At 60.7% G+C, this 24743-nt stretch carries 18 protein-coding genes; 7 read left to right on the top strand and 11 right to left on the bottom strand.

Translation table 11 applies throughout. The annotated features are described in order from the left end of the window. Positions 1–198: 198 nt before the first annotated feature. The 7 genes from A6070_RS12920 to A6070_RS12890 form a co-directional block, all read right to left on the bottom strand. Positions 199–2385, bottom strand: a complete 2187-nt coding sequence (locus tag A6070_RS12920) for a heavy metal translocating P-type ATPase (protein WP_158513978.1) — start codon at positions 2383–2385, stop codon at positions 199–201. A 136-nt stretch (positions 2386–2521) separates the two neighbouring features. Further along, positions 2522–4600 carry a transglycosylase domain-containing protein gene (locus tag A6070_RS12915; RefSeq protein WP_083558847.1) on the bottom strand — a complete coding sequence of 693 codons (2079 nt, stop codon included), beginning with the start codon at positions 4598–4600 and terminating at the stop codon, positions 2522–2524. 242 nt (positions 4601–4842) lie between these two features. Beyond that, a complete protein-coding gene (locus tag A6070_RS12910) occupies positions 4843–6081 on the bottom strand; it encodes a Mur ligase family protein (protein ID WP_083558489.1) in 1239 nt (412 codons plus the stop codon). Positions 6082–6288: 207 nt separating this feature from the next. After that, a complete protein-coding gene (locus tag A6070_RS12905; protein ID WP_072286157.1) occupies positions 6289–6504 on the bottom strand; it encodes a hypothetical protein in 216 nt (71 codons plus the stop codon). Between the two features lie 28 nt (positions 6505–6532). After that, positions 6533–7696 carry a vWA domain-containing protein gene (locus tag A6070_RS12900; RefSeq protein ID WP_072286156.1) on the bottom strand — a complete coding sequence of 388 codons (1164 nt, stop codon included), beginning with the start codon at positions 7694–7696 and terminating at the stop codon, positions 6533–6535. Between the two features lie 14 nt (positions 7697–7710). Continuing rightward, positions 7711–8709 carry an AAA family ATPase gene (locus A6070_RS12895; RefSeq protein ID WP_072286155.1) on the bottom strand — a complete coding sequence of 333 codons (999 nt, stop codon included), beginning with the start codon at positions 8707–8709 and terminating at the stop codon, positions 7711–7713. 491 nt (positions 8710–9200) lie between these two features. Next, on the bottom strand, positions 9201–9617 hold the full coding sequence (locus A6070_RS12890; protein WP_072286154.1) for a PadR family transcriptional regulator: 417 nt from the start codon (positions 9615–9617) through the stop codon (positions 9201–9203). A 341-nt stretch (positions 9618–9958) separates the two neighbouring features. On the opposite strand from A6070_RS12890, the gene asnS reads away from it, so the two are divergent. Beyond that, complete coding sequence (gene asnS / locus A6070_RS12885; protein WP_327191996.1) at positions 9959–11365, top strand: asparagine--tRNA ligase; 1407 nt, start codon at positions 9959–9961, stop codon at positions 11363–11365. 35 nt (positions 11366–11400) lie between these two features. Further along, entirely contained in the window at positions 11401–11583 is a 183-nt protein-coding gene (locus tag A6070_RS12880) for a DUF4177 domain-containing protein (protein WP_072286153.1), read from the top strand. Between the two features lie 4 nt (positions 11584–11587). On the opposite strand, the gene A6070_RS15635 is transcribed toward A6070_RS12880, so the two are convergent. From A6070_RS15635 to lon, 4 genes are all read right to left on the bottom strand, one after another. Next, positions 11588–11764, bottom strand: a complete 177-nt coding sequence (locus tag A6070_RS15635) for a hypothetical protein (protein ID WP_158513977.1) — start codon at positions 11762–11764, stop codon at positions 11588–11590. A 112-nt stretch (positions 11765–11876) separates the two neighbouring features. Further along, a complete protein-coding gene (gene trpS, locus A6070_RS12875) occupies positions 11877–12842 on the bottom strand; it encodes a tryptophan--tRNA ligase (RefSeq protein ID WP_072286152.1) in 966 nt (321 codons plus the stop codon). A gap of 305 nt (positions 12843–13147) precedes the next feature. After that, positions 13148–13366 carry a hypothetical protein gene (locus tag A6070_RS12870; RefSeq protein WP_072286151.1) on the bottom strand — a complete coding sequence of 73 codons (219 nt, stop codon included), beginning with the start codon at positions 13364–13366 and terminating at the stop codon, positions 13148–13150. 68 nt (positions 13367–13434) lie between these two features. Beyond that, entirely contained in the window at positions 13435–15885 is a 2451-nt protein-coding gene (gene lon, locus A6070_RS12865; RefSeq protein WP_083558488.1) for an endopeptidase La, read from the bottom strand. Between the two features lie 198 nt (positions 15886–16083). On the opposite strand from lon, the gene polA reads away from it, so the two are divergent. The 5 genes from polA (at position 16084) to mgtE (ending at position 24705) form a co-directional block, all read left to right on the top strand. Continuing rightward, a complete protein-coding gene (gene polA, locus A6070_RS12860; protein ID WP_072286150.1) occupies positions 16084–18759 on the top strand; it encodes a DNA polymerase I in 2676 nt (891 codons plus the stop codon). Positions 18760–18833: 74 nt separating this feature from the next. Next, complete coding sequence (locus A6070_RS12855) at positions 18834–21995, top strand: hypothetical protein (protein ID WP_072286149.1); 3162 nt, start codon at positions 18834–18836, stop codon at positions 21993–21995. Positions 21996–22065: 70 nt separating this feature from the next. Beyond that, entirely contained in the window at positions 22066–22680 is a 615-nt protein-coding gene (locus tag A6070_RS12850; protein ID WP_072286148.1) for a DUF1318 domain-containing protein, read from the top strand. 72 nt (positions 22681–22752) lie between these two features. Then, positions 22753–23265 (top strand): type II secretion system protein, encoded by a 513-nt coding sequence (locus A6070_RS12845; RefSeq protein ID WP_072288006.1) that lies wholly within the window; start codon positions 22753–22755, stop codon positions 23263–23265. A 75-nt stretch (positions 23266–23340) separates the two neighbouring features. Then, entirely contained in the window at positions 23341–24705 is a 1365-nt protein-coding gene (gene mgtE / locus A6070_RS12840) for a magnesium transporter (protein ID WP_072286147.1), read from the top strand. Positions 24706–24743 lie beyond the last annotated feature (38 nt).

Here is a 24743-nt window from a genome sequence, read left to right as displayed (position 1 = left end):
AGGGAAAGCATGGTTGCGTAAGACCTTTCTCCGGCATGCCCCGCGGGGTTGCTGTGCCGCTTTTCGGCCCCGGTCTCTTACGGGGATGGCCGGCAATTGCAGAGCAACAGTTGCAGCATCCGGCCCCAAGCCGGGCAGGCTGGATCCAAGGCTGCTAGCAATGCCAGGGCATGATTGCCCGCGGCAGGAACCATCTTTTCACGTCGATCGTCCATCGGACGCGGACAGGTTCAGCAGCCGCAGGCTGTTGAAAATGACCAGAAGGGTAACGCCGGTGTCGGCGGCGATGGCCATCCAGAGCGTTGCCAGGCCGAGCATGGTCAGGATGATGAAGACCAGCTTGATGCCCAGGGCAAAGCCGATGTTCTGCTGAATGTTGCGCAGGGTGCGGCGGGAATGGCGGATCAGCCACGGCAGCTTGGCCAGGTCGTCCGCCATGAGCGCCACGTCGGCGGTTTCCAGCGCGGCGTCGGTGCCCATGGCGCCCATGGCGATGCCCAGGGTTGCCGCCGCCATGGCCGGCGCATCGTTGACACCGTCACCGACCATGGCCACGGTCCGATGTTTCCGTACCAGCCGGCCGATGGCCTCGACCTTGTCTTCGGGCAGGAGTTCGCAGCGATGGTCATCGACACCCGCCTCCGCGGCGATGGCGCGCGCCGTGCCCTGGTTGTCGCCGGTCAGCATGATGATCTGCTCGACGCCGGCTTGCCGGATTGCATCGAGGATGCGCGGCACGTTTTTGCGCAGGCGGTCGGCGACGCTGATCAGGCCGCAGACATGGCGGTCGTTGCCGAGGGCGATCACCGTATGCCCGGCATCCTCCAGTGCTTCCACCCGTTTCCGGATATCCGCCAGGTCCTGGTTTTTCTCATGCATCAGCCGGTGACTGCCGATCCAGAAAGCGCGGCCGTCGATCATCCCTTCGCCGCCTTTGCCGGGCAGGGCCTGATAGTGCTCGGCCGGCACCACGGTGATGCCGGAGGCGCGCGCCTTGCGCAGAATGGCTCGCGCCAGCGGATGTTCGCTGGTGGCTTCAAGGGCGGCGGCGCGTGTCAGCAACTCCTCCTCGGTGTGGCCGTCGAGGGGGACAAGGACCTGGACTTCCGGCTGCCCTTCGGTGAGGGTTCCGGTTTTGTCCATGGCCAGAATCTTGAGGCTCCCGGCCGCTTCCAGGTAAAGCCCGCCCTTGATCAGCACGCCGTTTCGCGCCGAAGCGGTCAGGGCTGAAACGATGCTGACCGGCGTTGAAATGACCAGCGCGCAGGGGCAGGCGATCACCAGGATGACCAGTCCGCGGTAGACGCTCTCCGGCCAGGAAGCTGTTGTCAGCAGCGGCAGGGTTACGGCAGTGGCGATAGCCAGCAGCATCATGGACGGCGTGTAGTAAACGGAAAAACGGTCCACCCACTGCTGGCTGCGGGCGCGCCGCGCCTGGGCGTTTTCCACCATGTGGATGATGCGTGCCAGGGTGGTGTCGCTGGCGGCGCGGGTGGTACGCAGTTCCAGTACCCCTTCCTGATTGATGGTCCCGGCGTAGACCTCGTCGCCGGGTTGTTTGGACACCGGCATGGATTCGCCGGTGATGGGAGCCTGATTGACGGACGACATGCCCTTGATCACCATGCCGTCGAGAGGGATTTTCTCGCCGGGCCAAACCTGCACGGTGGCGCCGGGCGGTACCTCCGAGACGGGTTTTTCATGGTAGCCGCAATGATTTCCGCAAAAGTAACGGGCGGTGGGCGGGGTCAAATGGAGCAGTGCGCCGATGGCATTGCGCGCCCGTTCGACGCTCCAGTGTTCCAGCAGCAGCGACAAGGCGAACAGAAAGGCGACGGTGGCTGCCTCGAACAGTTCGCCGATGAGAATGGCGCCGATGACCGCCGCGATCATCAGCACGTTCATGTCCGGTCGCAGCCGGCGTATGGCCTGCAGGGCTTTTGGCAGCACATACCATGCGCCGCAAGTCACGGCGCCGAGATACAGCAGGGCTATGAATGTTGGCGGATTTTGCTCTGTGCCATGCAGGCCCGCAAAGACATCCAGCAGGCTGCCATGATGCATCCAGTGGGCAAAAAAAGCCGAGGCCAGCAGCAAACCGCTGGCGACGGTCGTGATGAGCCGCCCGTGGCGGGTCCAGAAGGGCTGTTTCGCAGCGGCATGCCGCAGCTCCCAGGGAGAGGCTTTCATGCCGGTGGCGTTCACCGCCGTGACGATTTCGGGGGCGGAGATGGCGTCCGGGTCAAATTCAACGGTCATGCGGGCGTTGACCACATCGAACGCCAGATCGATGATCCCGGGTCTGCCTCCGACCTCCCGTCGCAGTATCGCCACCTCTTCGGAACAATCCAGGCCCTGTATCTTATAATCGATGCGTCGCGACATAAGGCGTCTCCCGCCGGGAAGGAACACGGATGTCCGTTATCGCAAGGAACCGCTTGCGGGGAGAAAGATGCTCCTCTCCTCGAACTATACCGCAACCCGTCACCGTGGAAAAGAGCCGTTCCCGGATGGAAACCCGCTAAGGGGATGGAGCGGGATTGTCCGTGGGCGGTTGCGGATCGGTGTCTTCATCCGGCACCTCGTCTCCGACCGTTTCGGGTGGCTCTCCGACGCTGTTCTGTGCATCGCCTTGTATCAACAGCGATTCGATATCCGGCAGCTCCAGGGATGGTGGCAGCTCCTGAAGCGGATCTCCGGCGTGTGCGGTGCAGTACTCCCGCGGCTCGCTGCCAATGCTGAAAAACTCGTTTCGGGTCACCGGGCAGGCGGTTGTGGCCGGCATTCCGGTGGTTGGATCAATGGCAAGGGAAATGACCGATTCCGGTTGCTTGAAGGAAGCCGCCGGGTGCCTGGCCAGCGCCGAGCGCATGAACCTTTCCCAGATGGGGGCGCTGACCGCGCCGCCGGTAAAACCCCTGCCGCCGGGACGGGGCTTGTCATAACCTACCCAGACGCCGGTAACCAGTTTCGGCGTGTAGCCGATAAACCAGGCATCCCGGTAGTCGCTGGTGGTGCCGGTTTTGCCGGCGGCAGGATAGTGTTCGGCAAACTTTTTAAGATTTTTAGCGGTGCCGTGGGTCAGAACATCCCTCAGCATCTGGGTTGTGATGAATGCCGTAGCCCCGGACATCACCGGAGTCCGCGGAGCCGGGGTGCGGGTCCAGGTTTTGGAGCGCCGGTCGTAGATCTTGATGATGGTGCGTGGCTGCACCTTGAGGCCGCCGTTGGCCAGCGGGGCGTAGGCCGCGACCAGTTCGTTGAGGGTTACTTCCCCGGTGCCGAGCGCCATTGACAAATCGTTGCGTGATCGCAGCGAAATTCCGAGATTGCCTGCAAAATCGGCAAAGTAGGGCGCGCTGATGGCTTCCAGCAACTTGACGGCAATGATGTTGTTGGAGTGTGCCAGGGCTTCGCGCAGGCTGACCTGTCCCTGGCGTTCATGTCCGTAATTCTGGGGTTGCCAGATTTTGTCGTCGCTGCGCCGATAGGAGACCGGATCGTCGTTCCAGAGTTCGGCGGCGGTATGGCTTTTTTCCAGGGCCGCGGCGTAGATCAGCGGTTTGATGGCCGATCCCGGCTGCCGTTTTGCGAACAGCGCACGGTTATAAGCGCTTTGTTTGAAATCCACCCCGCCGGCGGCGGCCAGGATGTCACCAGTGCCCGGATCAAGGCACAACAGGGCGCCCTGCAGGTCCGGCGAGATGGTTCGTACCTGTTCGCTCAGGGTCTGTTCGGCGCTTTTCTGCAGCAACAGGTCCATGGCCGCGATCACCTGCAATCCGCCGCGCTCGAAAACTTTTTCTCCGTATTGCTGAACCAGCTTGTTGCGCAGGTGGGCCAGGTAATAGGAAGACTGCCCGGATTTTACGCTGGTGACGGGGCGTGCCGCCAGCGCCTGTTTGCGTTTCTGCGTGATCATTCCGAGCTCGGCCATGCGACTGAGCACCAGATTGCGGCGGGCCTTGACCTTGGTGGTATTGCCGCGCGGATTGTAGCGGTTGGGGGCCTTGGACACCCCGGCAAGCAGGGCGCATTCGTCATCGGTCAGCTGGTCGGGCCTTTTGTCGTAGTACAGCAGGGCGGCCTGGGCAATGCCCCAGGCACCGTTTCCGTAGTAGATTTCGTTGAAATACATCTCAAGAATCTGCTTCTTGGTGTATTTGCGCTCATACTCCATGGCCAGGCGGGCTTCCCTGAGCTTGCGATCGATGGTTTTTTCCCCGGACAGGTGCTTGTTCTTGATCAGCTGCTGGGTGATGGTGGAGCCGCCCTCGGCCATTTCTCCCTGCATCACATCCTTGACCAGCGCCCGGGTGATGCCCTTGAGGTCGATGCCGCCGTGTTCGAAAAAACGTGCGTCTTCAATGGCGACCGCCGCGTTCTGTAAAAATTGGGGGATGCGGTTGATAGGCACCCAGTACCTGCGTTCAGCGGGGATGCGGGCTACGAACCGGCCCTCCCGGTCAAAAATCCTGATCGAAGAGTAATCCGCCGGAAGGATGGGGCGGGTGGCGATGGTTTCACGGGCCAAAACCGGCAGCACCGTGCCCAGAACCAGACAAGTTGTCAGACAGAAACGAAGAACAGGCTTTTTCATCAGAGTGCCAATAAAAGGGGCCACGGTCTTGATACTCCGGAATCGAAAGAATGGATAAACGCCAGGTTGGACCTGCCCCACCGATAAGGGAGGGAAAAGAGGCGGGAGGCATGGATCGCCACAGACGGCGAAACGGTCAACTTATACACCTTCTGTCGATTCTTGTCATGCCTCCTTTTTTGAGGGTGGCAGAGGCTCTTGTTCGGACGCTGACAGGCTTGAAAAGATCAAGGCAGGAGACTCTATGTGCCGAACCTGTCCGGGCATTCGGCGCAGTCGATTTTTTTGTCACAGGAACTTTTCCAGCAGTTGAACCCCTCCAGTTGTCCGTAAAGCATGCGTTCCAGGTGGTATCGGCTGCTGGATTTGAGCAGGACAAGCTCGTTTTGAACGGTGGCGTTCTCCAGAAAGCGGCAAGCGGCCTGAATGTCGTCGAAGAGATAGAGCCGGTTTGTCAACTCCTCGGTCTGGATCTTTCTTACATAGGTGGCTTTGCCGCCGACAAAGATCACGCGGTCCGCAATTTCCAGCGCCAGGCGGGCCATGGTGCGGTATTTCTGGGAATCGGAACCGGCGGTATCGCTGAAGCAGCCTATCACCACGGTCTTGCGCGACGCTGAGGCGTTTTTCATCAGAGCGATGGTTTTTCCGACGTTCCAGAAAGGCGCCTTGACGGTATCCTTGATCAACCAGGCACCTTGCGGGCTGCGGTGGATGGACAGCCGGGCGGGGAAGGATTCGACCCCCTTCAGGGAGGCGGCGCATTGCGACAGCGGCACGCCGACGGCAAGGGCTCCCGCAATGGCGGCCAGCAGGGAAGTGACCAGCAGGTCGCCGAACAGGCCGGTTTCGACGCGGACGCTTTCATGGCCATAGGTTACCGTCAGAGACAGGCGTTGCGGCCAGGCAGAACAAATGTCGCTGCCGCGGACATCCGCGTGTTCGCTGCACCCGTAGGTCAAAATGCCGGCGCGGGTATGTGGCGCCATTGACATCACGTGGGGATCATCGGCATTGAGCACGGCGGTGCCGGATTCGGGCAGCGCCGCGATCAGGTTGCCTTTTTCGGCGGCGGTGGCCTCCGGGGTGCGGAAGCTGGTGTAGTGATCCTGGCCGATGGTGGTGACGATGCCGATATGCGGAGGCAGGGCGCGGATGTTTTGCTCCATGTCGCCGGGGAAGCCCACCCCCATTTCCTGCACCAGAAAGCGGCAGGAGGTGCGCATTTTGCGCAGGTTTTTGTAGATGGCCCGGCTGGTGTTGCGGTTCACACCGGTATAGCAGGGAGCATGATCGCCCAGTATTTTGCCCAGAAAACAGGTGGCGGTGGTTTTGCCGCAGCTGCCGGTTACGGCCAGGACGGTGGTTTTGCGCAGATGCCTGAAGCGGCGCCAGCGTGCGCGGGTTTCCTTCCACCAGCATCGGGCAAGATTGTATTTAAGTTTTGAGGGCAGACCGGTTTCAGGTTTGTGCTGTTTCATGGGAATCTCCAAGCGGTGCTGAGGGCGAGGGTAACGCCCGGTAAGCCCTGGCGGCAGGTGTGCCGGCCCTTGAGTGCCTTTTTGAGCGGGAAGCGTAATGTTTTCGCTGTGGAGTTTCGCATGTTTTGAGGTGGCCGTGCAACCGAAGACAGGTTTTCCAGATGACAAGTGCGCGGTAGCCGCGGGAAGAACCCGGGGTTTCGGGATCTAGCTCCCCGGTGCCGCGTCGTCCTGGCCGTCGATGACGCACAGGCCCATCAGGCGCAAGGCCAGCGCGGTTTGAGGGGTTGTGGTGTAGCGCCAGGTATATTGCATGCGGCTTATTTTGCCGGTATCCAGGTATTTGCACTGGCGCCAGAGGTCGGGATGCAGGCTTCGAACCGTATCCCGCTGGATAAAGGTGAGCTGAATGACTTTTTCCATGGCGGCCTCCTTGTACCTTGCGTCCGGCTCATTTCAGCCAGGCGATGTGCCCGAACCCGGGACGCTGCGTTTCGGGCAGATCCCGTTCATCGGTGGTGCTGATCCACAGAGTGGGAATGCCGGGATCTATTTCAGGGCTGTCACCCTTCAGATCGGTCAGATAGATGAGACATCCGGCTTCCGGCACGTTCTGTCGCGCCCAGTCAAAGGGCGGGCGCAGATCGGTGCCGCCGCAGCCGACAGCTTTGAGCCGCACCGGGTATTGTTCCGGAGTGATGATTTCGGTGGCTGAAATTTCACTGTCGCAGTAAACCACGTTGACCGTCGACGGGTAGCTCAACAGAATATCGTTGAGTTCCGCCTGGAACTGATTCAGCTCGCTTTGACGGATGGAGCCGGAGGTGTCGATGGCCAGCACCAGCGGCTGCAGCCCCTCGGAACGGAAGCTCGGCAGATAGATGCCGTCGGCAATATGGCGCCGGTTGGGATGTCTCCACGAATAGTCGTCGCGAGCCGCATGATCGACGAAACTCCTCAGTATTTCACGCCAGTCGAGAATCGGGTGGACCAGTTCGTCCACCAGGCGCGCCAGAGAGCCTGGCAGCTTGCCCTGTGCCCTGGCCGCTTGCGCGGCCTGCTGAATCGCCACGGTCAATTCGGCCTCCTGCCGTTGCCTGTCCGCTCTGGACAGAGGCTTGCCGTGTTCATCCTTTGCATCTTCGAAACCGCCGCAGCCGCCCGGATCCTGGTCCGAATCGATATCGTTGTCGCCATCTCTGCCGTCGCCGTCGCCTGCGCCTTTGGGCAGCCGCTCGTAAATCTGTTCAGCGGCGAGATTATCAAAGGATTTGTGGTACGGCGCGCCAGGCAGCAGGCTGAGGCCGGCTTCCTTGAGGATGCCGTTGATGGCGAAATCGCCAGCCTTGTTGAAGCGGCCGGGGTGGCGGGCGTTGCGCCGCAGGGGATGGAAATGGGCCACGTGCATGACCAGATGGGCGAGAACGAACACCGTCTGGTTGACGCTCAGCCTGTCGATGAAGGCCGGATTGTAGCGGATCTGCCTGCCGTCGGTGGCAGCGGTTTTGACTTCCCGGTCCTCGCGCAGCGGCATGCGCAGCAGCAGGGTGGCAAAAAACGGATGGTCGAGCACCGTTCTTGCGACCGCTTTCGCCAGTTTGGTGGAGGTTTCCATGCTCTTGCCTCCTGTTAAAGCAACAGATCGCCGTTGTCTTCGGCCCATCTGCCGAATTCCCTGGACGTGGCCAGCCCGGGCTCGGCCTGCAGCGTATCCCGCAGCCAGACCACCTGGAATTCGGTGGGCAGCCGCCGCATGTAGCGAAATGCCGCCGTGGCGTTGTCCAGCGTGACTTTACGGCTCATGGCTCCGCACAGTGCGTAGAGCACCGACGGTTCCTGCGGCACAACCGCCTGGTCCGGATCGCGCATGATGGCATCGACTTCCGGCAGATCCCGATAGATTTTCAGGAAGGATGTGAATTCCGCGGCGGCCCCGAAGCCCAGTGCTCCAGCAAAGAACGGCAGTTCCGCTTCGACGGGCAGTTTGCCGAGAAACTGGCCGATGTTGGCCCAGACCCTCGGGCAGGGGAAGGAGTTGCCCTGGGCCTTGGGATCGAAATGATGCAGCAGGTCCGGCCGCAGGCGCAGAAAGGCGAGGATTTCCGAGGGTACCTGATTGGCGATTGCCCAGACGCACCATTCATCGAGATCGACAGCCAGTTCCAAATGGGTCGCGAAGCGGGAGCCCAGCGCCTTGCTGATCTTGCGGCTGAAAGTGCCGTCCGTTACCCGGTTGCCCGCCGCCAGAATCCGCCAGTTATCGGGCAGGCAGTATTCGCCGAGGCGGCGGTCCAGCACAAGCTGCAACAGCGAACTCTGTACCGAATCGGGTGCCTGGGACAGCTCGTCCAGAAACAGCACCCCTTCGCCGTGCCTGGGAAGAAAATCCGGAGGATTCCAGCGGGTGGTACCGTTTTCGACCGACGGTACGCCGCGCAGGTCCACGGGATCCAGCAGCACGGCACGAATATCGATCAGAGGCAGGTTCAGCGAGGCCGCTACCTGGGCCACGATCTGCGACTTGCCGATTCCCGGCGGCCCCCAGAGAAACATGGGAACGTTGACGCCAAGTCCGCTTTTCAGGATCGTGATGGCGAGCGAGGGTTTGACCGTTACCGGGGATTCCATAAAGCCTCTCCTTTGGGGCATCCTTAATCGTGGAAAAATCCGGGTTTGCTTTTTGATTGTGGCTGAATCCCGGACGGTTCAAGGATAACGAGGCGCAAATCTTCCTGCCTTGATTTATATCAATTTGTGCTGCAATTGGCAGGGCGTCACTTCACTCAACGGGCGGTTTTTCCCTTTTCCGCGACCGTGATGTCCCTGGAGTCAAGGGCGGGTTCAGTGTGTTGTGGAAATATAGCCACAACCTCGAAATGGTCTTGATTTCCAGGGGGGCGTGGGAGAGGTGCCGTACGTGTTTTACATCCAGCGAAGGCTGACGGGGGGGCAACAGGCGCCAACTGCAAGGCGCGTCATTGTTGAGTTTTTGCGACGCCATCATTGTTTTATACTGCGGATGTTCTTCTGGATGGAGGCTACAGGCTTGCCGGCCTTGTTCCTTGTGGCTCTTATGTCTGGCAAGGCGTTTTGCTCGAAGGGGGATGTCTGTCCGGCTGTCATCCTGAGTTTTTGTCGCTTTCAGATTTTTTGTCCAGTTCTCCAACCTTGGCCACAAATCCATGCATGGCTTCGGCCATGCGTTCGATGAGTTCCGCCCAGTGGCGCAGGTAGTTTTCCCCGGCCGGGGTCAGACGGTACAATCTACGGGCCGGGCCGGCACCGGAAACATCCCAGTCGCTGGTGACGTAGGCGTCGGCTTCGAGCTGTCGCAGGGTGCGGTACAGTGCTCCCCGGTCGATGAGGGTCTCGCCGATGGCGTGTTCCGGCAACTCGCCCGCCAGCTGGTAACCGTGGGCATGCCCGAGCTTTTTAAGAAGGTAGAGCACCACCGGCTCGATGAACCGGGGCAGGTTGCCGAATCCGCCCTGAGGCGGTCCCCAACCGTGGCGACAGGGGCCTTGTCCGCGCGGCATGCATGCTCCTTTCCGCTGTCCTGATAGCGTTGAACGGACTCAAAGATTACCCAAATACTCGGGTAATTGCAAGGTTCTCTGTAAAGTTCCAGACTGGGCTATGTGTTTGCGCTCTTGTTTTTCTTATGTCTGGACCGGGGTGAGAGGTTCCGCAGGGCTTGCTATCGGCCTTCACTTCGACGGGAGACAACAACGGTAGAAAAAGCTGGTCTGGCCAGGCATGAATTTGCTATCTTCGCCCTTTCAGGAGTCTTGGCCCATTCCGGTTTGATTGGCGGTCGGCCCGGTTCCGATGGAAGGCAGCGACGGTTTCTTTCAGCACCCGATGGGAGTTGTTTACGATGAGCGTCACAAGTGAAACGCGTTCGCGCAGGATGCGTGTTGCCGGCGTATTGCAGGCCTGCCGGCCGATGCCGGCGCTGTGGGTCTGCGGGTGGGTCCGCACCGTGCGGCGCGGCAAGGATATAACCTTTGTCGCACTGAACGATGGCTCCTGCCTGGAAAATCTGCAGGTGGTGCTTGATTCCCGGATGGAAGGATACGCCGCGGCAGCGCATTGCGGAACCGGTGCGGCTTTGCATGTGGAGGGCGAACTGGTTGCGTCGCCCGCCGCCGGGCAGTCATGGGAACTGCATGCCCGCCGCGTAAGGATCCTTGGAGATGCCGACGGCGATTATCCCCTGCAGAAGAAACGCCACAGCTTTGAATATCTGCGCTCCATCGCTCACCTGCGGCCGCGGGCCAATACCTTTGGCGCCGTGTTTCGCATGCGCAGTGCCCTGTCGTTCGCGGTTCACAGCTTTTTCCGGGAGCGGGGCTTTCTGTATGTCCACACCCCGATCATTACCGCCAACGACTGCGAGGGGGCCGGCGAGATGTTCCGCGTCAGCACCCTGCCGGCGGAGCAGCCGCCGATGGTGGACGAGAGTATCGACTGGCGGCAGGACTTTTTCGGCGAAAAGACCGGTCTGACGGTCAGCGGGCAGCTGCAGGGGGAGCTGTTTGCCACGGCTTTCTCCGATATTTATACCTTCGGCCCCACCTTCCGGGCGGAAAATTCCAACACCAGCCGGCATGCGGCGGAGTTCTGGATGATCGAGCCGGAAATGGCGTTTGCCGACCTGGCCGACGACTGTGTGCTGGCGGAGGATTTTTTGCGTTACCTGGTGCGGTTTGCGCTGGATTCGTGCAGCGGGGATCTGGAATTTTTCGATCAGCGCATCGAGCCGGGCCTGATCGACAAGCTGGAAAAACTGGCCACGGCGGATTTTTCCGTCATGACCTACGACGAGGCGGTCCGGCGTCTCGAACGGGCCCCGGTTGGTTTTGAATACCCCGTCGCCTGGGGTGCCGATCTGCAATCGGAGCATGAACGTTACCTGACCGAACAGGTGGTTGGCGGACCGCTGTTCGTAACCGACTATCCGGCCGATATCAAGGCGTTTTACATGCGTCTGAACGACGACGGCCGCACCGTGGCGGCCATGGATCTGCTGGTGCCGCGGGTCGGGGAGATCATCGGCGGCAGTCAGCGCGAAGAGCGCCTCGTCGTCCTGCAGGAGAAGATGCGCAAGGCTGGCATCGACCCGGCGCGTCTCGACTGGTATCTCGATATCCGCCGCTGGGGAAGCTGTCCCCACGCCGGCTTCGGTCTCGGTTTCGAGCGGCTGCTGATGTACGTGACCGGCATGGAGAACATCCGCGACGTGATACCGTTTCCGCGCACACCGGGCAACGCCAGGTTTTAAGTCGCAGAGGATTCTGCCTGCCAGAGGGAAGTTCGATGGTCGAATACAAAGTGGTGGAAACCAGTCTGGTGACGGATGATGCGCTGGAAGAGATTCTCAACACCTGGACCGCCAGAGGCTGGCATTATGACGGCATGCAGTTCGCCATGCGCGAGGCGAGCAAGCGCCCCGCCATGGCTTTTGTTCTTTTTACCCGGAAACCTTCCCAGAACGCATGAGGAATCAGTCGTCCCAGCTCTCCTCGTCGCGGTAGACGATGGTTTTTTTTGGATCCGAGGACGGCGTTGCTCCGCAAAATTCACAGGCGGGTTCGGCCGGCTCATCGTCGAGAATTTCCTCCCTGGTCAGCTCAACCGGTTTGCCGGTGCAGGTGCAGTACCATTTGCGGTAGAGGGTCATGGTGCCTCCTTGTCGCCTGGCGATTCGGTTCCCGATCACACCTTCATGGTAGCCTAAACTATAGCAGAAAGGCAAAGGGAGTGCGGACCACCCGTTACTCGGCACCTTGGTTTCAATACGCCAGGCCGGTTTTCTTGCGCACCTTGCGCATGATCTTCGATGCGGCCCCGCGGGCTTTTTGTGCCCCTTCGGCCAGAATGGCCCGGAGCTGATCCTTGTCGCCCAGCAGTTCCTCCCGGCGTTGCGCAAAAGGCGCGAAAAAATCCCGCACCGTTTCGAACAGTTCCTGCTTGACCTCGCCGTAGCCAAGCCCGCCAGCCAGGTAGCGCTGGCGCAGGGCCTGCTCCTGCTGCTTGTCCAGAAACAGGCGATAGATCTGAAAGACATTGCACTTGTCGGGATCCTTGGGATCCTCCACCGGGGTCGGATCGGTGACAATGCGCATCACCTGCTTGCGCAGGGCCTTTTCCTCCAGAAAAAGGTCGATGGTGTTTTTGTAGCTTTTGCTCATTTTCTGGCCGTCGAGTCCGGGGATGGTGGCGATTTCGTCGTCGATATCCGGTTCTGGGACCACCAGCACTTCGCCGTGTTCGTTATTGAATTTGATGGCGATGTCCCGCGCGACTTCGAGGTGCTGCTTCTGGTCCTTGCCCACCGGCACCAGCTCTCCCCCAAACAGCAGAATGTCCGCCGCCATCAGCACCGGATAGGCGAACAGTCCGTGGTTCGGGGCGATGCCCTTGGCCACCTTGTCCTTGTAACTGTGGCAGCGTTCCAGCAGACCCATGGGGGTGAAGTTGGACAGCACCCAGGTCAGCTCCTGCACCTCAGGCACGTCGGACTGCACCCAGAATACGCTTTTATCGGGATCCAGGCCCAGGGCCAGGAAGTTGGCGGCGGCTTCCAGGGTGCCGGTGGCGAGGGCTTTGCCGTCGGGCACGCTGGTCATGGCGTGGTAGTTGGCGATGAAGCAGAACAGCTCGTGGTGCTGCTGGTAGTCGATCATTTTCTTCATCATGCCGAAATAGTTGCCAAGATGCAGGGAACCGGAAGGCTGAATGCCGGAAAGAACGCGCATGGAGTGTACCTCGTCGATTGGTGGCAATGACAGGGGAACGGCGGAAGAGCCGAGTCGGCTTTCGGCCTGTATTTCTCTGCACTGCGTGGCATAAAAAAAGCCGCGGTCTTGCGCCCGCGGCTTTTGCTCGTGTGGTTTTCCGCGGACCGGGGGTCCGCGACGCTTGTTACCGATGGCAGGCGCGCGAACCGGAGAGAGAATCGGTCGGGCGCCACCAAAGGCGGTCGGTCAGGATGTTCTGGACAGTCATGGTTTGCATAGTGCCGTAAACTAACAGCTTGCGGCAAAGGCGTCAATGGTGAAAATCACCGGTTGCCCTGCATGGCGCCGGCCAGTTGCAGCAGCTGGGACAGCTCGATGCCGCTGTCCTTGAGGATGCCCATGAATACCGGGAACAGCTGCAGCAGAAAGGTGCCGTCCTGCATGGCGTCACGGGCGAGGTCGGGCAGGGTTTCGAGGATAAAGGCCTTTTTTTGTTCCGGGGTCAGGTTGAATACGGCCTGTTTGATCTGATCGACGGTCATGGGTAATGCGGCTCCTTGGTCGTGCCTGATAATGGGTTCGGGTTGGTGGTAACGGTGCCTTGCAGACTTCAGGCACCTGCGAAAGCGACCTTGTAGACATCGCGGTAATCCCGCGCGAAGTGCACCTTCAGCCCTTCCTGCAGATGTTCGGGAAGCTCCTCGAAATCCTTGCGGTTGGCCTCCGGAAGAATCACGGTGTCAAGTCCGATGCGTTTGACGGCGATGATCTTCTCCTTGACGCCGCCGATGGGCAGCACCTTGCCGGTCAGCGTCAGTTCGCCGGTCATGCCGAGTTTTTTGATCACCGGCCTGCCGGTGATCATGGACAGCAGCGCGGTGGCCATGGTGACGCCCGCCGACGGGCCGTCCTTGGGGGTGGCGCCGGCCGGTACGTGCAGGTGCACGAAGTGCTTGTCGAAAAATTCCGGGTCGACGCCGTATTCCTCCAGGTGGGCCATGACGTAGGAATAGGCGATATCGGAGCTTTCGATCATGACCTTGCCGAGCTGGCCGGTCTGCTTGAAGCCTTTGCCACTGCTCGGCATGGCGGTGGCTTCGATCTGCAGGGTGGCGCCGCCCATGCTGGTCCAGGCCAGTCCGGTAACCACGCCCGGAACATCCTCGAACACTTCCTCTTCGGTGAACACCGGCTTGCCGAGAATCGCCTCCACGTCTTTCTTGCCGACGGTGATTTTGTCGGCGTGTCCCTGGGAAAACTCCATGGCGGCGTAGCGCATGATTTTCTTGATGCGGTTTTCCAGACTACGCACCCCGGCTTCGCGGGCGTAGCCGTCGATGATGGTGTGCAGGGCGTCCTTGCGAATGGTCACCTGGCCCTTGTCCAGGCCGTGGTTTTCCAGGGCTTTCGGGATCAGGTAACGCCGCGCGATCTCCATCTTCTCTTCAAGGATATAGCCGGCCAGGCGGATGATCTCCATGCGGTCCAGCAGCGGCGCGGGGATGGTGTCAAGCTGGTTGGCGGTGGCCACGAACAGCACGTTGGACAGGTCGAAGGGCACGTCCAGGTAATGGTCGCGGAAGGAGCTGTTCTGCTCCGGGTCGAGGACTTCGAGCAGCGCCGAGGCGGGGTCGCCCTGAAAAGAAGCGCCGATCTTGTCGATCTCGTCGAGCATCAGCACCGGGTTGGCGGTGCCGGCGCTCTTCATGGCCTGGATGAAACGTCCCGGCATGGCGCCGATATAGGTGCGGCGATGTCCCTTGATCTCGGCTTCATCGCGCATGCCGCCGAGCGAGAACCGGTAAAAGGTGCGGTTCAGGGCGGCGGCGATACTCTTGCCTATGGAGGTTTTGCCCACTCCCGGTGGACCTACCAGGCACAGGATCGAGCCGGAAATATCCCCCTTGAGCTTGCCGACGGCGATAAATTCGAGGATCCGGTCCTTGACGTCCTTGAGGCCGTAATGGTCGCGATCGAGGATACGCCGCGCCCGCTCGATATTGTAGTTGTCCTTGCTGTGCTTGCCCCAGGGCAGAATGGTCAGCCAGTCCAGGTAGTTGCGCGAGACGTTGTATTCCGGCGAGGACGGCTCGATGAGCCGCATCTTTTCGATTTCCTCGTGGATGGTTTTTTCCGCCTCTTCGCTCAAGGTCAGGTTTTCGAGGCGCTTTTCAAACTTCTCGATTTCGCTGACCTTGCCTTCTTTTTCAAGACCGAGTTCCTTTTTAATGGCCTTGAGCTGTTCGCGCAGGAAAAACTCGCGCTGCTGAGCGCTGACCTTCTGTTCGATCTGCTTGGAAATCTTGGTTTGCAGTCGCGATACTTCCAGCTCCTTCTTCAGCAACACCAGAACCTTGTCGATGCGCTTGCGCACGTCGATGGTTTCGAGGATATCCTGCAGCAGTTGCCCGTCGCCCGAAGTCAGGTTGGCGGCAAAATCGGTCAGCCGGCCAGGGTCGTCCATGCTCTGGCGGTTGAGGAACATCTTGATTTCTTCGCTGTACAGCGGGTTGATCTGCACCAGTTCCTTCAGGGCGCTGATGATGGCCATGGAGTAGGCTCTCAGTTCCGGGTTGACCGACAGTTCCGCCGCGTAGTGGTAGTCAACCCAGGCAAACAGCCCTCTTTTCGACTCGCTCAGTTCCCGAATGCTGAAACGTTCCAGACAGTTGACCAGCAGATGGATGCTGTCGTCGTCGGAGTGCAGCACCTTCATGATGCGTCCGACCACCCCGAAGCGATGCAGGTTGTCGGGGCTGTCCGGTTCCTCGACCTCCTTGACCAGCACCAGTCCCATCATTTTGGAGGATGTCTCGACCGCGCGCCTTGCCATGGCGATGTGCTTGTCGCCGGTAAACACCATCGGCGTCAGAATGCCGGGGAATGCCGGCCTTGGACGCAGGGGGATGATCGGCAGGGTGGGCGGCAGAACGTCGGAGGCAACCACCAGGCCATCTTTCGGTTTTTCCGTCTCGGCGGGCTCCGGAGTATCCTCTGCGGCAAAATCGGCCTCTATGGTTTTTTCATGATCGTCTTCCATTTTGTCCCGGTCGTCAGTCATGGTGAGGTCTCCTTGTGTGGTGTCGGGATATAAAGGGCAACCTAATCATTTAGGCGTCGCTTGTCAACCGTGGCGCAGAGGTGTTTCGGTGGGTGCCGCGCATCGGCGACACATTGCTTTTTGACGATGCGTGAGATACTGTTAGGAACGATATCACGTTGAAAATTCTTATCATTCGATTTCAGGATCAGGAACCTTATGACCGACCAGCGTCAGCGTATTTATCTCATCGACGGATCTTCCTATATTTACCGTGCCTATTATGCCATTCGCCAGTTGTCCAATTCCAGGGGGATGGCGACCAACGCCGTGTTCGGCTTCACCAATATGCTCCTGAAGGTGGTGCGGGAGGAGCGGCCCGATCACCTGGCGGTGGTGTTCGACGCCAAAGGTCCGTCTTTTCGCAAGGATATCTATCCGCAGTACAAAGCCAACCGTTCCGCCATGCCGGAAGATCTGCAATCCCAGATTCCCCTCATCAAGCAGGTTGTACGAGCCTTCAAGATGCCGGCCCTGGAACTGGCCGGCTACGAAGCCGACGACATCATCGCTACCCTGGCGCGGCGCTTTGCCGAACGGGGCATGGAGGTTACGGTGGTGACCGGCGACAAGGACCTGATGCAGATTGTCAACGAGCAGGTGCGGTTGCTTGATACCATGAAGGATCAGGTGACGGGACTGGCCGAGGTCGCGCAACGGTTTGGCGGCGCCCCCGACAAGGTGGTGGAGGTACAGTCCCTGGCAGGGGACAGCTCCGACAACGTCCCCGGGGTGCCGGGGATTGGCGAGAAGACCGCCCGGGACCTCATCCTGCAATTCGGCACCCTGGAAAACCTGCTGGCCAACATCGATCAGGTGTCGGGCAAAAAGCGGCAGGAAAATCTGCGTCAATTCGCCGATCAGGCGCGATTGTCCAGGCAGCTGGTAACCCTGGTGGATGATCTGCCGCTGGCGGTCGATTACGATAATTTCAGTCTCGACGAGCCGGATCGCGAGGCTCTGACGGCTTTGTTCAAGGAACTCGAATTTCACAAGCTGCTGCAGGAATTCTCCAGTGATGAGCGCGCCAGCGGCGAGAAATACAGGGCGGTTCTGAGCGGCGCGCAACTCGATGCGCTTGTGGACAGCCTGAAAAAAGCCGCCCGCTTCGCGTTTGATACGGAAACCACCAGCCTTGACGCTGTGCGTGCCGATCTGGTCGGGCTGTCTTTTGCCATCAGGCCCGGCGAGGGCTGGTACATTCCCCTCGGACATCGTTATCCGGGGGCGCCAGAACAGCTCGATCGCGATCTGGTGCTGGAGAAGCTGCGGCCCTTGCTGGCCGATCCACAGCTGGCGAAAGTCGCGCAGAACGCCAAATACGACATGCTGGCGCTGCGTCGCGCCGGCGTCGAGGTGGCCGGGCTGAGCTGCGATACCATGGTTGCTTCCTACCTGGCCACTCCCGCCGCCAAATCCCATGGTCTCGATACCCTGGCCGCGGACCTCCTCGGATACCGCACCATCAGTTATGCCGAGGTGACCGGCACGGGCAAAAACCGCATCGGTTTTGCGGAAGTCGCCGTGGAAAAGGCGACGGTGTACGCTACCGAAGACGCGGATATCACCCTGCGCCTGGCCGACAAGCTGGAGCCGCTGCTGCTTGAGACGCACCAGGATGCGCTGTTCCGTGAGGTGGAACTGCCGCTGGTGACGGTGCTGGCTGACATGGAATGGCAGGGTGTGCGCATCGATGCCGGTTTTCTCAAAGGACTGTCGGCGGATATGGAGGTGCGCCTGGCCGATCTGGAACAGGAAATCCACCAGATGGCCGGCCGTGCCTTCAACGTCAGCTCTCCCAGGCAGCTTGGTGAAGTGCTGTTCGAGGAACTCAAGCTGCCGCGCGGCAAAAAAACCAAAACCGGCTGGTCGACGGATGTCGAGGTGCTCTCGCAACTGGCCGAAGAACACGCTATTGCGGCACGGGTGCTCGATTTCCGTTCGCTGGCCAAGCTTAAAAATACCTATTGTGATGCTCTGCCCAGATTGATCCATCCGGAGACCGGGCGCATCCATACGTCCTTCAACCAGGCAGTTACGGCCACCGGCCGGCTTTCGTCCAGCGATCCCAATCTGCAGAATATTCCCATCCGCACCGAAGAGGGCCGCCGCATCCGCGAAGCCTTTGTGCCGGCCGAGGGCAATGTGCTGCTGGCGGCCGACTATTCCCAGGTGGAGTTGCGGATTCTGGCCCACATGGCCGACGAGCCGGCCCTCAAGGAAAGCTTCGCGCGTGGCGAGGATATCCATTCCCGCACCGCCAGCGAGATTTTCGGTGTGTTTCTGGAGATGGTGACACCGGAGATGCGTCGCCAGGCCAAGACCATCAATTTCGGGGTGCTCTACGGCATGAGCGCCTTCGGTCTGGCCAAAGCCCTCGGCATCGGCCGCGCGGAGGCCCAGACCTATATCGACAATTATTTTTCCCGTTACCCGAAGGTCCTCGAGTTCATGGAGGCCAAAAAGAGCGAGGCCCGCGAAAAGCTCTACGTCACCACCCTGCTGGGCCGGCGTTGCGCGGTCCCGGAAATCACCAGCAAAAACGGTGTGATGCGCGGCTATGCCGAACGCAACGCCATCAATTATCCGATTCAGGGTTCGGCCGCGGATATCATCAAGGTGGCCATGGTGCGTATTTTCCGGGAACTGCAGCAGCAGCGACTGCAGGCGCGGATGGTGCTGCAGGTCCACGATGAGCTGATATTCGACGTGCCGACTGCCGAGCAGGCCGCCATGGAGAAACTGGTGCGTCGGGAAATGGAACAGGCCGCATCACTCGACGTGCCGCTGCTGGTCGACCTGGGCGTCGGACGCAGCTGGAGCGAGGCTCACTGATTCATCGTGAAGGATGATGCCGCATCCGTCACGGTTTTTCTGCCGGCATTATCTTGTAGCCGCCGAGGCCGCCCATGAGATCGCTTGGTCGCAAATTGTTGCTGTCGGGAGGGCTTCTGCTGGCGGCTCTTTGCCTGGGGCTGCTGGGCTGGAGGCTGCTTGTTTCCGACCGGTTTCTCGACGGCATCGCGCGGCCCTGCCTGCAGAGATATGCCACTTCCCGCCTGCAAGCCGAGGTCCAGGCGGAGCGACTGGTCTGGCAAGACGGCGGCCTGAACCTGGCAGGCCTGCGCGTGGCGCGCGTGGACCGATACCGCTTCTCCCTGGATCGCCTGCGGGTGATTCCCTCTTTGGCCGGCCTGCTGCGCAGACACCTGCCCGCCGTCGAAATCCTGAATCCCCGGCTTGAGGTGATTCCTTCCCCTGCCTCGAACGAAGTGTTCGGCATTCCCGCGGAGCCGCCGCTGACCATCGGCCGGTTGACGGTGCGCGGCGGCTCTTTGGCCTATCTTCACGCCGGACATCCCCTTGTAATGCAGGATATCTCTTTCTCGATGCATGGCGAGGCTGCCTTCGCTTTTGTTCTGTCTGCCAGCCTGCGGGGTCGCGATGCGATTCCGATGGAAAGCCGCGGCACCGGGCGCTGGCATGACGGTATCCGGTTGGCGTTGTCCGTTCTGAACTGGCAGGGTCGGTCGCTGTTGCGAAAGCCGGTGCTGTTGTCCCTGCCCGCCGGGCGCGGCAAGGGGCAGTTACAGTTTTCCGTTGCCTTTGGCCGCATATCGCGCGGCGATGTGCAGGTGTGGCTGGAGGCGCTCTCCCTGGCTCTGCCGCTGCCTGACGAGCTGGATTTTGCGGTGGATGATGTGCGTGTCTGTGCCGATTGGCGCCCGACTGGTCTCGCTGCCCGGCTGCGTTTGGGACCCGGACTGGTGCGGTGGCCCAAGCTGGCATTGCCGCTGGCGTCGCTGACACTGGATGTCACCAAAGGCGATGGGCTCTGGCGGGGCGGCGGCAACTTTGTTCTGGACCCGGAGACGACAGGCGAACTGGCGTTTGAGGCTGGTCCCGACGGCCGGCGGGGGAACCTCACGCTGACGGTGACGGATCCGGTGGCGTTGCAGGAGCGCATCCTTGGTCGCGTGCCGGCACCGGTGGCCGGTGCGGTGCGCCTGGAAGCCCGCGGCGAGCTCTCCGGCGAGGCTCCCGCTGTTTTTTTTGCAGTGCGCGGTGGCCCGGGCAAGAGGCCGCGTCCCGGCGCACTGCTGGATGTTTCTGAGCTGACGCTGCAGGGGCAGCTGGCAAGATCGCCTCGGCAGTGGCGTGTCGATGCGGTTGCCAGCCTCGCCGGCGGGAAGCTGGCAACACTCAACGGCACGTCGGACCAGATGCAGGTGGCCGCAGGGCCCGTTTCGTGGTCCCGTTTGCGCCGGCTGTTGCCTCCAGCGCGCCGGCCGGCATGGCTGCAGGATGCGCAGGGACTGACTGGCGAGGCGACCCTGCAACGTGACCGCCGGGGATGGACGGCCGAGGCCCTGTTGCAGGCTGATCGGGTCGCGACCCTTCATGGCGGGCTGCGGACGGTGGTGTTGAAGGGCCGCTTGCTGGCGGAGGATGGACGACTCGCTTTTTCTTCCTGCCATCTGCGCGGCCGCGTTGTGCACCGGCAAGGCGGCGAGGGGGATCTGCGAGCCCGCTTCGATGCTGTTGTGCGACCTGACGGCGGCTGGGATGCGCGCATCGGCGACCTGGATTTCGGACCTCTGGAGTGGATGCGGCCCGACGGCCTTGCCGGCCTGACAGGAGGGCGACTGCATCTGGAAGGGCGGATCTGCCGCGCCGATCGAACCTCCCCAACAGAAATGCTTCTGCATGGCCGGGTTGCGGTGGAAGAAGCCCTGTGGGGAGCCTGGTACGGCGAATTGCGCGATCTGCCCCTCGATTTCAGGGTGTTCGCCGGATGGGATCCCCGGTTGGCACGCCTGGAGCTGATCGATCTGAAACTCGACGCGGGCAGTCTCGTCGTGATCCGGGGCGAGGGACAGCGACATAAGGCGCGGCTGTCTATGCAGGGCCGTATCCAAATAGACGATCTGAACACCGCCTGGAACGGCAATGGCCGCGTTCTGCTGCGTGAACTGCGCCCGGTGCTGGCCGATCTCGACCTCCATGGTGGGGCCGAGGTGCGTTTTGCCCTGGATGGCGAGCCGGGGCAGTGGCGGCTGGCGGGAACCTGCCGGCTGCGGGATCTGTCCGCCGACTGGCCACGGGCCAGGCTTTCCGCGCAGGGGGTCCGCGGCCTCATTCCCCTGGATCTGGCCCTGCCTGCCGGTCGCCTGCGGGATGTGCCCCTGCGCCGCGCCCGCCTGGATATCGATCGACTGGCCTGGGGTCCGGTGCGACTGACGGAAGCAACGGTGCCGTTGGCCGTGAGCACCAACCGGATGCTTCTGTCGGCGCCGCTGGAGCTGAACCTGGGAGGCGGCAAGGTTGGCATCCGCCAGTTGCAGGCTGGCTATGCGGAAAGCGGTCCGCAACTGCTGTCCGAGATCCGCATGGAAAGCATCGATTTACAGACCCTGACGGCCGACCTCGGCATGGTGCCCATGGAGGGTGAGGTCAACGCCGACCTGGGACGCATCAGTTACGTCGGCGGCGTGTTGCGCTCCGACGGCGAGGTTCTGCTAAAGGCTTTTGACGGCGAACTGCGCATGCGCAATCTGCAACTCGATCCTTTTTCCCTGGGACTGCCCCAGCTGCAGGCGGATATAACCTTTGCCGGCATCGATCTGTACAGGCTGACCCGGACTTTTGCTTTTGGTGCTGTCAATGGGGTGGTTGACGGGCGACTCGACGGCCTGCGTCTGTACGGCACGACCCCTTCGCATTTTACCGGGCAGCTTCAAACCCGTCTCGACGGACGCCGCAATATCAGCGTCAAGGCATTGAACAATCTGTCGATTCTCAGCCAGGGCGGCCTGTCCGCCGCCCTGTCGCGGGGCGTCTATCGTTTTATCGATTTTTACCGCTACCGCCGTATCGGCGTCCGCTGCGAACTCGCGGAAGATGTTTTTACCCTGCGCGGCGTTGCCCGCCCCGGCAGCGAACGTTACCTGGTCGATGGCGGCTTGCTGCCTCCGAAGATCGATATACTGGCTCCGGCACAACCCATCTCCTTCCGGGAGATGCTGCGGCGCCTTCAACGCCTCGACCGTGCCGGCAGGGGCGGTGATTGATTTTGTCCGCAAGCGGCGATATAGTGAAGCGACATGAGGAAGCACTGAATATCCAATCGGGAGAGGGTCTATGAAAAAGCGTTCCTTGGTCTGTTCCATGGCGATTGTCTGGCTGATGGCGGCGTGCGTGACCATCAATATCTATTTTCCCGCGGAAGAAGTGCGCAGCGCCGCCGACCGCATCGTCAACGAGGTCTGGGGCGAAGGCGATCAGCAGCCGGCGCCGTCCAATCCGGCAGCGTCTCCCGAAACCGGCCCCACCAGCCTGCTGCCGTTCAGTATCGGCCCCGCCAGTGCCTGGGCCGCCGAAGGAGTCAATGGCGCGGATATCAATATCAGCACCCCGCAGATCCGGGCCATCAAGGATGCCATGAAGCAGCGCACCGCGGAGTTGCGGTCCTATCTTGATGGAGGGCAGGTCGGCATCGGGCGTGACGGTCTGCTCAAGGTCAGGACCCTCGAAGGGCTGGACCTGCGTGGCCGCAGCAGCGTACAGCGCCTGGTAAATGCCGAAAACCAGGATCGCCTGCGGCTTTACAGCGAGATTGCCGGCGAGATCAATAAAAACCCCAATCGTACCGCTACCCCCGCCCAGGTGCAGGAGATTTTCGCTGAATCCTGGCGGGCCCAGGCCGCTTCCGGTTGGTACATTGAATCCGGTGGTGGCAACTGGCAGCGCAAATAGGCGGTTTTTGTCAATGCAGGCCGCACTGTCGGGTTGATGATTCGCGGTGCGGCTCTTGTGAAAGGCCCGGGCATGGAATACCCTCCGGTGGGCGGTCAGACTGGCAGCACCCTTCTGATGGTGCTGGCGGCCCTGGTGATCCTGGGGTTGACGGCGGGGACGGCCGGTAACAGCTGGAAGCATATCCTGCAGCGTGACCGAGAACAAGAGCTGCTGTTTCGCGGCGATCAATATCGCCGCGCCATAGAAAGTTTTCACCATGCCTGGGGCATCTATCCGAAACAGGTGGATGAATTGCTTGCCGATCAGCGTGCCCTGAAGGTGCGCCGCCATCTGCGGCGGCCCTATGCCGATCCCATGACCGGCAGGCCCTTCGAGCTGATTCGCGATACGACCGGCGCCATTCTCGGCGTTGTCTCCACCGATCATGGCCGGCCTTTCCGGCGCGACGGATTCCCCGCCGGCTATGAGGAGTTTTCCAGGGCGAGCAGTTACCGCGACTGGAAGTTTGTTTTCGAATCTGTCCAGAAGGCGGAAACCACGGGCGGTGCCGTGGTTTCTCCGGGAGAATCCCGGGGGCCGTGAAGGGCTGTTGACAGCGGATAATTCCGGGTGTTAGTCTCATGTGTTTCGTATTTTACCGCATGAGAGGGGAACGCCATGGATCAGAAGCTGCAGCTTCTTCTGGATACCGTCAAGAAACTGATCCGGCGCGGAGCTTATCCCAACCTGACAAAGGTTATCGGTAAAACGCATCCCGCCGATATCGCCCATCTTTTCCCCCATCTGACGCCCAAGGAACAGCAGACGCTGTTCAACCTCATCGACGACACCGAAACCGCGGCCAGCGTGCTGTCGGAACTTGACTATGTCAGTGGCGCCCAGCTGCTGGAAAAGATCGGTCAGGAGGCCATCACCGAAGTTCTTCAGGAGATGCCCTACGACGACGCCGTTGAAATCATCCGCAACATGCCTGAGCAGATCGCCGAGGAAATCCTCAGTACCATGAAGGATGAGCATTCGGATGAGATCGAGCAACTGCTGAAATACGACGAAGACACCGCCGGCGGCATCATGTCGACGGAATTTTTCTGTCTGCCCGAGGATACCACCGTCCAGCAGGCCATCGAAGCCCTGCAGCAGGCCGCCGATGTGGAGATGGTGTTTTACGTATATGTCGTCGACCGGCACAATCACCTGGTCGGCGTGCTGTCCCTGCGGCAGCTGCTGATGGTGTCTCCTGCCACACGGCTCAAGGAGATCATGGTCGCCGATGTGATCAGCGTGCGCACCGACAAGGACCAGGAGGAGGTGGCGCAACTGGTCGAACGTTACAACCTTCTGGCCCTGCCGGTAGTGGACGAGTGGAACAAGCTGGTCGGCCTGATTACTGTCGACGATGTCATCGACGTGCTGCGCGAGGAGGCCACCGAGGATATCTACATCATGGCTGGCGCCAGCGAAGAGGAGCTGCTTTACGGTCACAAGTCCTTCAAGGTAGCGCGCCTGAGGCTGCCGTGGCTGATCACCAACCTGTTCGGCGGCATTGTCACCGGATACCTGATGTGGACTTTCAAGCTGACCCTGGAGTCGGTCATCGCCCTGATTTCCTTCATCCCGGTCATCACCGGCATGGGCGGCAATGTCGGCGGCCAGTCGGCGACCATTGTGGTGCGGGGGTTCGCCACCGGCAACATCGATTTTTCCAGTTTGCGCAAGGTGTTTTTCAAGGAACTGCGCGTCGGTATCATCATGGGGGCGGTCTGTGGACTGACCGTCGGGCTGGTCGCCTACCTCTGGCATCACAATATCTACCTGGGGATGGTGGTGGGGCTGGCCATGGTTTCGGCAATGACCGTGGCGGCGACCATGGGGGTGCTGGCACCGAGTTTTTTCAAACGGGTTGGCATCGACCCTGCCATTGCGTCGAGCCCATTTGTCCAGACCGCCAATGATATCACGGGCATTCTGATTTATTTCGGCACGGCGACCTTGTTTCTGCCGTTTCTGCAGGGTGGCATGTGAAGCCGGGAGTTTATGGCATGCAGTAACCATTCGGAGAT

Origin of the sequence: Syntrophotalea acetylenica (assembly GCF_001888165.1) — a bacterium.
Taxonomy (GTDB): domain Bacteria; phylum Desulfobacterota; class Desulfuromonadia; order Desulfuromonadales; family Syntrophotaleaceae; genus Syntrophotalea; species Syntrophotalea acetylenica.
This window is presented reverse-complemented; position numbering and strand designations above follow the sequence as displayed.

Excerpts from the sequence above, each read along its gene's own strand:
- A6070_RS12920 (WP_158513978.1), bottom strand. The coding sequence starts at position 2,385 with ATGTCGCGACGCATCGATTATAAGATACAGGGCCTGGATTGTTCCGAA.
- A6070_RS12915 (WP_083558847.1), bottom strand. The coding sequence starts at position 4,600 with ATGAAAAAGCCTGTTCTTCGTTTCTGTCTGACAACTTGTCTGGTTCTG.
- A6070_RS12910 (WP_083558489.1), bottom strand. The coding sequence starts at position 6,081 with ATGAAACAGCACAAACCTGAAACCGGTCTGCCCTCAAAACTTAAATAC.
- A6070_RS12905 (WP_072286157.1), bottom strand. The coding sequence starts at position 6,504 with ATGGAAAAAGTCATTCAGCTCACCTTTATCCAGCGGGATACGGTTCGA.
- A6070_RS12900 (WP_072286156.1), bottom strand. The coding sequence starts at position 7,696 with ATGGAAACCTCCACCAAACTGGCGAAAGCGGTCGCAAGAACGGTGCTC.
- A6070_RS12895 (WP_072286155.1), bottom strand. The coding sequence starts at position 8,709 with ATGGAATCCCCGGTAACGGTCAAACCCTCGCTCGCCATCACGATCCTG.
- A6070_RS12890 (WP_072286154.1), bottom strand. The coding sequence starts at position 9,617 with ATGCCGCGCGGACAAGGCCCCTGTCGCCACGGTTGGGGACCGCCTCAG.
- asnS (WP_327191996.1), top strand. The coding sequence starts at position 9,959 with ATGAGCGTCACAAGTGAAACGCGTTCGCGCAGGATGCGTGTTGCCGGC.
- A6070_RS12880 (WP_072286153.1), top strand. The coding sequence starts at position 11,401 with ATGGTCGAATACAAAGTGGTGGAAACCAGTCTGGTGACGGATGATGCG.
- A6070_RS15635 (WP_158513977.1), bottom strand. The coding sequence starts at position 11,764 with ATGACCCTCTACCGCAAATGGTACTGCACCTGCACCGGCAAACCGGTT.
- trpS (WP_072286152.1), bottom strand. The coding sequence starts at position 12,842 with ATGCGCGTTCTTTCCGGCATTCAGCCTTCCGGTTCCCTGCATCTTGGC.
- A6070_RS12870 (WP_072286151.1), bottom strand. The coding sequence starts at position 13,366 with ATGACCGTCGATCAGATCAAACAGGCCGTATTCAACCTGACCCCGGAA.
- lon (WP_083558488.1), bottom strand. The coding sequence starts at position 15,885 with ATGACTGACGACCGGGACAAAATGGAAGACGATCATGAAAAAACCATA.
- polA (WP_072286150.1), top strand. The coding sequence starts at position 16,084 with ATGACCGACCAGCGTCAGCGTATTTATCTCATCGACGGATCTTCCTAT.
- A6070_RS12855 (WP_072286149.1), top strand. The coding sequence starts at position 18,834 with ATGAGATCGCTTGGTCGCAAATTGTTGCTGTCGGGAGGGCTTCTGCTG.
- A6070_RS12850 (WP_072286148.1), top strand. The coding sequence starts at position 22,066 with ATGAAAAAGCGTTCCTTGGTCTGTTCCATGGCGATTGTCTGGCTGATG.
- A6070_RS12845 (WP_072288006.1), top strand. The coding sequence starts at position 22,753 with ATGGAATACCCTCCGGTGGGCGGTCAGACTGGCAGCACCCTTCTGATG.
- mgtE (WP_072286147.1), top strand. The coding sequence starts at position 23,341 with ATGGATCAGAAGCTGCAGCTTCTTCTGGATACCGTCAAGAAACTGATC.